This window comes from Kitasatospora sp. NPDC057542, from assembly GCF_042801945.1.
Classification (GTDB): Bacteria; Actinomycetota; Actinomycetes; order Streptomycetales; family Streptomycetaceae; genus Kitasatospora.
The window spans coordinates 1-6,984 of record NZ_JBHVFE010000471.1 but is presented as its reverse complement, the minus strand read 5'-3'; the positions used below and the strand labels follow the sequence as shown (position 1 = coordinate 6,984).

The 6,984-nt window shown below is 72.0% G+C and carries 6 protein-coding genes, 1 tRNA gene and 1 pseudogene; 2 read left to right on the top strand and 6 right to left on the bottom strand.

Translation table 11 applies throughout. The features are described from left to right. Nucleotides 1-40: 40 nt before the first annotated feature. The 4 genes from ACFU7Y_RS36800 to ACFU7Y_RS36785 form a co-directional block, all read right to left on the bottom strand. On the bottom strand, nucleotides 41-601 hold the full coding sequence (locus tag ACFU7Y_RS36800) for an HIT domain-containing protein (protein WP_224278767.1): 561 nt from the start codon (nucleotides 599-601) through the stop codon (nucleotides 41-43). A 146-nt stretch (nucleotides 602-747) separates the two neighbouring features. Then, nucleotides 748-2,727: a threonine--tRNA ligase gene (gene thrS, locus ACFU7Y_RS36795; RefSeq protein WP_224278769.1), complete on the bottom strand. Its 1,980-nt coding sequence runs from the start codon at nucleotides 2,725-2,727 to the stop codon at nucleotides 748-750. 88 nt (nucleotides 2,728-2,815) lie between these two features. Further along, nucleotides 2,816-3,979, bottom strand: coding sequence for a hypothetical protein (locus ACFU7Y_RS36790; RefSeq protein WP_263454814.1), 1,164 nt, complete (start codon nucleotides 3,977-3,979; stop codon nucleotides 2,816-2,818). Nucleotides 3,980-4,011: 32 nt separating this feature from the next. Beyond that, a complete protein-coding gene (locus tag ACFU7Y_RS36785; RefSeq protein WP_224278777.1) occupies nucleotides 4,012-4,566 on the bottom strand; it encodes a DUF4365 domain-containing protein in 555 nt (184 codons plus the stop codon). A 164-nt stretch (nucleotides 4,567-4,730) separates the two neighbouring features. Here ACFU7Y_RS36785 and ACFU7Y_RS36780 point away from each other — a divergent pair, with 164 nt between their 5' ends. Continuing rightward, the gene (locus tag ACFU7Y_RS36780; RefSeq protein WP_224278786.1) at nucleotides 4,731-5,498 is read left to right on the top strand and encodes an exonuclease domain-containing protein; all 768 of its coding nucleotides are present in this window, start codon (nucleotides 4,731-4,733) and stop codon (nucleotides 5,496-5,498) included. Nucleotides 5,499-5,578: 80 nt separating this feature from the next. Here ACFU7Y_RS36780 and ACFU7Y_RS36775 read toward each other — a convergent pair. Continuing rightward, nucleotides 5,579-5,650, bottom strand: a tRNA-Val gene (locus tag ACFU7Y_RS36775). 78 nt (nucleotides 5,651-5,728) lie between these two features. Continuing rightward, nucleotides 5,729-6,174: pseudogene (locus tag ACFU7Y_RS36770) on the bottom strand (TIGR02611 family protein). Between the two features lie 196 nt (nucleotides 6,175-6,370). On the opposite strand from ACFU7Y_RS36770, the gene ACFU7Y_RS36765 reads away from it, so the two are divergent. Continuing rightward, on the top strand, nucleotides 6,371-6,784 hold the full coding sequence (locus ACFU7Y_RS36765) for an SsgA family sporulation/cell division regulator (protein WP_030056266.1): 414 nt from the start codon (nucleotides 6,371-6,373) through the stop codon (nucleotides 6,782-6,784). Nucleotides 6,785-6,984 lie beyond the last annotated feature (200 nt).

Genomic DNA, 6,984 nt, shown 5'->3' with positions numbered 1-6,984 from the left:
CCACCGAGGATCTCGGTGGGGCCCTCCCATGCTCTCCGGATCAGCCCTGCGGCCAGGCCTCGGCCAGCATCTTCCGGGTGTCCGCCAGCAGCTGCGGCAGCACCTTGGTGTGGCCGACCACCGGCATGAAGTTGGTGTCCCCGCCCCAGCGCGGCACCACGTGCTGGTGCAGGTGCGCCGCGATCCCGGCCCCGGCCGCCGCGCCCTGGTTCATCCCGATGTTGAACCCGTGCGCCCCGGAGGCCGCCCGCAGCGCCGTCATCGCCTTCTTGGTGAAGTCCGCCAGCTCGGCCGTCTCGGCCTCGTCCAGGTCGGTGTAGTCGGCCACGTGCCGGTACGGGACCACCATCAGGTGCCCGCCGTTGTACGGGTACAGGTTCAGCACCGCGAACACGGCACTCCCCCGGGCGATGACCAGCCCGTCCTCGTCGCTCAGGGACGGGATCGAGCAGAACGGACAACCGTCGTCCGGAGCCGGGCCAGTGGGCTTGTTCTCACCCTGGATGTAGGCCATCCGATGGGGCGTCCACAGGCGGCGGAAGCCGTCCGGCTCACCGACGCCCCGCTGAAGTTCCGGCTCAGTCGTCATGCTGATCAGCATATTCGCCCGATGGTGCTTGCAAAGCCGCGCGGGGCAGACTCTTCAAGAGCCTGCCCCGCGCATCCCCGCGTGGGCGGGGCCCACGACTTCCGCCCGCGCATGATCATCTCGTGCACAGGGCCACCCCCGCTCAGGCGGGGACTACGTCACACCTGGATGCGGTTCTTCACCGCGTCCACGATCTCCGCAACCGCTTCCGCCAGCGGAACGCCGTTCTTCTGCTCGCCGTTGCGGTAGCGGAAGGACACCGCACCCGCCTCGACGTCGTCATTGCCCGCGATGAGCATGTACGGGACCTTGGAGCGCTGCGCGTTGCGGATCTTCTTCTGCATGCGGTCGTCGGAGGTGTCCACCTCGACCCGGATCCCGTGCTTCTTCAGCTCGGCCGCGACCTCCAGCAGGTACGGCACGTGCTCGTCGGTGATCGGGATGCCGGTCACGGTGACCGGGGCCAGCCACGGCGGCATGGCGCCGGCGTAGTGCTCCAGCAGCACCGCGAAGAAGCGCTCGATCGAGCCGAAGAGCGCGCGGTGGATCATGACCGGCCGCTGGCGCGAGCCGTCCGCCGCGGTGTACTCCAGGTCGAAGCGCTCGGGCAGGTTGAAGTCGAGCTGGATGGTCGACATCTGCCAGGTACGGCCGATGGCGTCCTTCGCCTGCACCGAGATCTTCGGACCGTAGAAGGCCGCGCCGCCCGGGTCCGGCACCAGCGGCAGGCCCTGCTTCTCGGCCACGCTCGCCAGGACGCGGGTGGCCTCCTCCCAGGTCTCGTCGCTGCCGACGTACTTCACCGGGTCCTTGGTCGACAGCTCCAGGTAGAAGTCGGTCAGACCGTAGTCGCGGAGCAGGTTGAGCACGAAGGTCAGGGTCGAGTCGAGCTCGTCCGCCATCTGCTCGCGGGTGCAGTAGATGTGCGCGTCGTCCTGCGTGAAACCGCGGGCACGGGTCAGGCCGTGCACCACGCCGGACTTCTCGTAGCGGTACACCGTCCCGAACTCGAAGAGGCGCAGCGGCAGTTCACGGTACGAGCGGCCGCGCGCGTCGAAGATCAGGTTGTGCATCGGGCAGTTCATCGGCTTGAGGTAGTAGTCCACGCCCTCGTCGAGCTGCATGGGCGGGTACATACCGTCCGCGTACCAGTCGAGGTGGCCGCTCTTCTCGAAGAGCTTCCCCTTGGTGGCGTGCGGGGTGTAGACGAACTCGTAGCCCTCTTCCTCGTGCCGCTTGCGCGAGTAGTCCTCCATGGCGCGGCGGATGATGCCGCCCTTGGGGTGGAAGACGGCGAGGCCGGAGCCGATCTCCTCGGGGATGGAGAAGAGGTCGAGCTCGTTGCCGAGCTTGCGGTGGTCGCGCTTCTCGGCCTCGACCAGGAAGTCCAGGTGGGCCTTCAGCTCGTCCTTGGTCGGCCAGGCGGTGCCGTAGATGCGCTGCAGCATCGGGTTCTTCTCGCTGCCGCGCCAGTAGGCGGCCGCGTTGCGCATCAGCTTGAACGCCGGGATGTGGCGGGTGCTGGGCAGGTGCGGGCCGCGGCAGAGGTCGCCCCAGCACTGGTCGCCGGACTTGGCGTCCAGGTTGTCGTAGATGGTGAGCTCGCCGGCGCCGACCTCGACGTCGGCGCCCTCGCCGGCGGTGGCGGCGGAGCCCTTGAGGCCGATCAGCTCCAGCTTGTACGGCTCGGCGGCCAGCTCCTCGCGGGCGGCCTCGTCGGTGACCACGCGGCGGGAGAACTTCTGCCCGCGCTTGATGATCTCCTGCATCTTCTTCTCGATGGCCTTGAGGTCATCGGGGTGGAAGGGCTTCTCGACGTCGAAGTCGTAGTAGAAGCCGTCCTTGACCGGCGGGCCGATGCCGAGCTTGGCCTCGGGGTAGAGCTGCTGCACGGCCTGGGCCATGACGTGCGCGGTGGAGTGGCGCAGGATGTCGAGGCCGTCCTTGCTGCCGATCGCGACCGGCTCGACCTCGTCGCCGTCCTGGAGGACGTAGGCGAGGTCCTTGAGCTGGCCGCCGACGCGGGCGGCGATGATCGAGCGGTCGTCGGCGAAGAGCTCGGCGGCCGTGGTGCCCGTGGTCACCACGCGCTCTTCCCGATCGGGTTCGCGGCTGATGATTACCCGGACGTCCGTCACCGGTCTCTCCTGACGTGCTGGATTTCAGAGGACGCAGCACTGCGCTGCGCGTGACGATGGTACCGAGAGCGCCGCCCCTGCCGTCCACCTATGCCCCGTCTCCCCCTCCCTCCGCCTTCTCCCCGAGCGACTTCAGCAGCCGCTCGCGGTCCCCTTCCTCCCAGCCGCGGAGCTCCAGTCCGTGTGGGCCGGTCAGCCGGCGGAAGCCGCCGTGCCGGTCCAGCCGGCCGGAGACCCGGATCGGCAAGCCCGCGAGGTGGGCCTCGGCGGCGAGCCGGTAGTCGGGGTCGGGCAGGCGGAGCTTGAGCTCGCGGACCTCGGCGCCGGTCAGCACCCGCAGCCGCACCGAGCCCGGGCCGGCCGGGTCGGCGCGCTTGAGCCGGGTGACCACGCCGACCACGGTGACGGCAACGGCGGGTTCGGTCCGTTCCAGCAGGTCGGCGGCCTCCGCCAGGGCGGGCAGGTCCCCGGGCGAGAAGTCGAGGTCGATCCGGCGGTCCCCGAAGCCGCCCGGCGTCCCGGCGGCGGGCGACCAGGCGACGCTGAGCCGGGCGGCCGTCGCGTCGCGCACCAGGTCCTCGACGGACTGGACGAGCTCCCTGCTGACCCCGGCCTGGACGGCGTTCCCGAAGGCCTCGGGCCCGCCGCTGACCCGGCGGTAGTCGACCGCGTCGCGCAGCGCCTCCAGGGCGCGGACCAGCGTGGTGACGGCGGCGCGGCCCTCGGGAGCGGGGGTGTGGGCGGTGAGGGCGGCGCCCTGTTCGACCAGCAGGACGCGGTCCAGGAAGTCCCCGGCGAGGCCGTCCAGCCGGGCACCGAAGTAGCCGGCCCTGGTCCGGGCGGCCTTGGCGCCGGCGGCGAGCATCCCGCGCGCCGCCTGCCGGAGCCGCTCGGCCTCGTCCCAGGGGGTGGCCCCGGCGCGACCGGGCGGTTCGCGGTGCCAGCGCAGCTCGTCACCGGGGACGGCGAGGGCGAGCAGGATCGAGCGTGCGGAGGGGGTGCGGGAGCGGGAGAGCGCGGTGACGGCGTCGGTGAGGAGTTCGACGGCGTCGTCGAAGCCGGCCCCGGCCGGGACGAGCAGGCTGGTGCCGGGTTCGCCGTCGGGCGGGGTCCAGCGTCCGTACCGGGCGGCCGGTCCGCCGCGGCGGACCCAGCCGTGCCGGGCGAGGAGGGTGGCCAGCACCGTCGGGTCGACGGCGGCCGGATCGGGCAGGGGCCGGGCCGGCTCGCCCGGTCCGTACGGCGGTGTCATGGGTCCGGTTCCTCCCTGCCGGGGCCGGGCCGTCACGGGCTGCCGCCCGCACCGACCCGGGCCATGATGTCGCACAGCGCGCGGTCGTCGAAGACCTTGTCGGTGGGCACGCGGACGTTGGTGCGCCGCTGCCCGGTGACCGGGTGGCCGGCCAGGTTGACCCAGTAGCAGCAGTGCCGCAGCTCCAGGGCGTCCGGGCGGGCCCGCAGCCAGTGGTCGACCCGGCGCGGCAGCAGCATCACGACCAGGATCCGCGCCACGGCGACCCGGGGCCGGGCGAGCTTGCGCAGGTGGTCGTTGTCCAGGGTGAAGCTGAAGAACGGCCCGGCCGGGTCGGGAGCGACCTGCTGGGTGGCCTTGAGCTGGATCTTGACGGTGACCTCGTCGTCCACCTCGTGCGTCCGGGAGCCGTGGCTGACGTGCCAGTCGATGCCGTTGTCCGGGAACGGCTGGGAGAGCGAGCAGCCGGCCGCGGCGGCGACCGCGTGCAGATAGCCGACCTGCAAGGTCTCCATGCAGGCGGTGACCGCGAGGTTCCCCCGCAGTACGGCCGCCGCCTCCTCGGGCTGCGGCTGGGTCGCTGCCATCACCCCGTGGCCTCCCCGGTCCGCGCCCGTCCCGGTCCGGACAGGTCAGTCGATTCGAACGGGACAGTCATGGGCAGGATCCCCGGCCGGGCTTGGGCCAAACGGGTTGAAGTGGCGTCAGAACCGGGTATCAACCGGGCGCAACGCTCGCCTGAGGGGCAGTCATGCAGCAGCACTGGTACACCGGCCCACTCGCCTCCTTCGACACCGAGACGACCGGCGTGGACGTGGAGAACGACCGGATCGTCTCCGCCGCCCTGGTCGTCCAGCTCGCGCCGGGCGCACCGGCGCGGACCACCATCTGGCTCGCCGATCCGGGCGTTCCGATCCCGGACGGTGCCCGCGCGGTGCACGGCATCACGGACGAGCAGGTGCGTGCCCACGGCCGTCCGGCCCGCACGGTGGTGGCGGAGGTCACGCGTGCGCTGGCGGCCGAGGCTCGGGCCGGGCATCCGGTGGTGGTGATGAACGCGCCCTACGATCTGACGCTGCTGGACCGGGAGCTGCGCCGCCATCACGGGCTGACGCTGGCCGACGGACTGGCGACGGTCGGTCTGGTGGTGCTGGATCCGCGGGTGCTGGACAAGCACGTGGACCGTTACCGCAAGGGCCGCCGGACACTGACCGACCTGTGCGCCCACTACGGCGTGGAGCTGGCCGGGGCGCACGACGCGGCGGCGGACGCGACGGCGGCGCTGGCCCTGACCCGGCGGATAGGCGCCCGCTACCCGGCGGCGCTCGGCGGCCTGTCGGCGGCGGAGCTGCACCTGCGGCAGGCGATCTGGCACGCGGCACAGGCACGCGGGCTGCAGAACTGGTTCGACCGCTCGGGGACGCCGGAGCGGGTGGATCCGTCCTGGCCGCTGCGGCCGGCCCGGTGCGGCTGCGGGCGCCGGCTGGAGCCGGAGCACGGCTGCGAGGCGGCGGCGTAACGGGCGGCCCGCGGAATCTCGGCCCCGGGTGCGCCGCAGGCCCTGACCGGTTTCCTGGTCAGGGCCTGCGTGCTGTCCGGTGGGCGATACTGGGATCGAACCAGTGACCCCTTCGGTGTGAACGAAGTGCTCTCCCGCTGAGCTAATCGCCCGGGTGCAGGGAAAACATTACCGCATCCCGAGGGGTGCTCCGAACTCCCTCCCCGCCCGCGGCCCCACGCCCGGGCAGGTCAGCCCTCCTCCAGCCGCCAGGGGACGGCCGGCCCGTAGCGGGCGAGGTACCAGCCGCCCGCCCCGAGGACGGCGGCCGGCCCGATCGCGGTGAGCGTCAGGTTGCGGCGGCGCACCCGCGGGTCCATGGCCCGCTGGGCGGCCTCCGCCACCTTGCGGCGGGTCCGGCGCAGGGCCAACTGGGCCCGGACGAACTCGGTGGCCCAGATCCCCACGCCCAGGAAGATCACCAGCCAGGCGGGGCCGGGCAGCGGCAGCATGATCAGCCCGAGCGCCACCACGGCGAGGCCGGCCAGGAAGATCGCCACCTGCCAGACGGTGCAGCGCCGGCGAGGGCAGGGGCCCGCGAGCCGACCGCCCGACCACCGTCGGCGACCGCGTCAACCTCCACGGCCGCTTCACCCGTTCCCGTGTTCCCGGCCGCCTTGTCGTTTCGCACAGTCATCCCAGGAAACTAACCAAGAAGTAGCCGGGGTAATGCCCGGCCCGGCCGCTGCGGGGCGATTCCGCAATGCGCCGTAAGGGGTACGACTCGCGCCCGAATCGGGACAGAGGGGTTTACATCGGTCTTGGGGGTGGGATGGTCCGTTCGCCGACGTGCGATTCCCCGAGCGCACACTGAGCGAAAGGCCATGGCGCTTATGAACACCACGGTCAGCTGCGAGCTGCACCTGCGCCTCATCGTGTCCAGCGAGTCCTCACTGCCCGTCCCCGCGGGCCTGCGCTATGACACTGCCGACCCCTACGCCGTGCATGCCACGTTCCACACGGGCGCCGATGAGACCGTGGAGTGGGTGTTCGCCCGAGATCTCCTCGCGGAGGGGCTGCACCGACCCACCGGTACCGGCGACGTCCGGGTGTGGCCGTCGCGCAGCCACGGGCAAGGGGTGGTCTGCATCGCACTGAGCTCTCCGGAAGGAGAGGCCCTGCTGGAGGCCCCTGCCCGTGCGCTTGAGTCGTTCCTCAAGCGGACGGACGCCGCGGTGCCCCCCGGCACCGAACACCGTCACTTCGACCTCGACCGGGAGCTGTCCCACATCCTCGCCGAAAGCTGACCCCGTCCGGAGGCGGTCACGCCCCGCTGTCGGCGGGGCCGTACCCCCTTGCCGTCATCGCAGCCGTCCTACTCGGGGGCACGGCAGCGGACTCAGCCGCGCACGACGCGGCCTCGGGGCCGGTAAGCGGTCCCGCTCCCGCCGGAGCGGGACCACAGCACCGCAGGCGCCCGGCACCGAGGCCGGTCATCCCCACGGAT

Bases quoted from the DNA above. Each gene is read 5' to 3' on its own strand.
- ACFU7Y_RS36765 (WP_030056266.1), top strand. From the start codon at position 6,371: ATGAACACCACGGTCAGCTGCGAGCTGCACCTGCGCCTCATCGTGTCC.
- ACFU7Y_RS36800 (WP_224278767.1), bottom strand. From the start codon at position 601: ATGCTGATCAGCATGACGACTGAGCCGGAACTTCAGCGGGGCGTCGGT.
- ACFU7Y_RS36785 (WP_224278777.1), bottom strand. From the start codon at position 4,566: ATGGCAGCGACCCAGCCGCAGCCCGAGGAGGCGGCGGCCGTACTGCGG.
- ACFU7Y_RS36790 (WP_263454814.1), bottom strand. From the start codon at position 3,979: ATGACACCGCCGTACGGACCGGGCGAGCCGGCCCGGCCCCTGCCCGAT.
- ACFU7Y_RS36780 (WP_224278786.1), top strand. From the start codon at position 4,731: ATGCAGCAGCACTGGTACACCGGCCCACTCGCCTCCTTCGACACCGAG.